We start from the raw sequence: 1338 nt of genomic DNA on the forward strand, positions 1-1338 counted from the left end.
CCCGAATGATTGGTGGCGAAGTCGTGCCACCAGCAATGTGCTATTATTCAAAATTAAAAGGAAGCGGTGGCAAATGCCGTTGTTGCCTTGTTGATGTAACCAAAGGTAGCGAAGCCGACCCACGACCAATGCCAAAACTAATGGCATCGTGTGTAACGGGTTGCCAAGACGGAATGGAAATTGCCAGCAAAGCATCAGCCAGGGTGCAAGAAGCGAGAAAATCGGTAACCGAATTTTTGTTAATAAATCATCCGCTAGATTGCCCAGTTTGCGATCAAGCAGGCGAATGCGATTTGCAAAATTTAAGTTTCGAACACGGAAACCCAAAATCACGTTTCATTGAAGAAAAGCGAACTTTTGAACCTGAAGATATTGGTCCAAACATACAATTGCACATGAATCGTTGCATTTTGTGTCAACGTTGCGTGCAAGTTGCTGACCAATTGTGTGATGATAGAGTTCATGGCGTGATGGATCGTGGCGATCATTCGAATATTTCGACAATGATTTCCAAAGCAATCGACAACGAATTTTCAGGAAATATGATTGACGTTTGTCCAGTTGGCGCATTGACCGATAAAACTTTCCGTTTCAAACAACGAGTTTGGTTCAATAAACCATACAATGCTCACAGAGATTGCGACAAATGTTCAGGAAAAGTTACCGCTTGGATGTTTGGTGGCGAAATCCAGAGAATAACAGGTCGTAAAGACGAATACCACGAAGTAGATGAATTCATTTGCAACGGATGTCGTTTTGATCACAAAAATGTTGCAGATTGGACTATTGAAGGACCAAGAAAAGTTGAAAAAGACTCGGTTATTGGACAAAACAATTATACCCAAAAACTAGAAAAAGTCGAAATCGCAACTGAAGAATTCATTCTCGAAGGTCGAGAACAAGACAGAGATAAAATTAGTATGGCAGCAATTCCATTGGTTAAAAATAAACAATCTTAAGAAATGGAAACTGCATTTATTATAGAAAAAAGTGTTGTTATTTTTGCAGTTTTTGCAATAACAATGCTTATGGCAATGTACTCAACTTGGGCAGAACGTAAAGTAGCCGCTTTTTTACAAGATAGAGTTGGTCCTAACCGTGCTGGATGGGGAGGATTGTTGCAACCACTTGCTGACGGAATGAAATTATTTGCCAAAGAAGAATTTGAACCTAACACACCAAACAAAGTTTTGTTTATGGTTGGTCCAGCAATTGCAATGACCACCGCATTAATGACAAGTGCTGTTATACCTTGGGGTGACAGATTACATCTTTTTGGACAAGACATATTACTTCAGGCAACAGATATTGATGTTGCATTGTTGTATATTTTCGGAG

The 1338-nt window shown here is 39.8% G+C and carries 2 protein-coding genes; both read left to right on the forward strand.

What is annotated here, in order from left to right; genetic code table 11:
- Nucleotides 1–959 (forward strand): 2Fe-2S iron-sulfur cluster-binding protein (locus RMO83_RS04580; RefSeq protein ID WP_310558499.1); only part of this gene is annotated, 959 nt, incomplete at its 5' end.
- Between the two features lie 3 nt (nt 960–962).
- Nucleotides 963–1338 (forward strand): complex I subunit 1 family protein (locus RMO83_RS04585; protein WP_310558500.1); only part of this gene is annotated, 376 nt, incomplete at its 3' end.

It is taken from the genome of Flavobacterium sp., assembly GCF_031423415.1.
Classification (GTDB): domain Bacteria; phylum Bacteroidota; class Bacteroidia; order Flavobacteriales; family Flavobacteriaceae; genus Flavobacterium.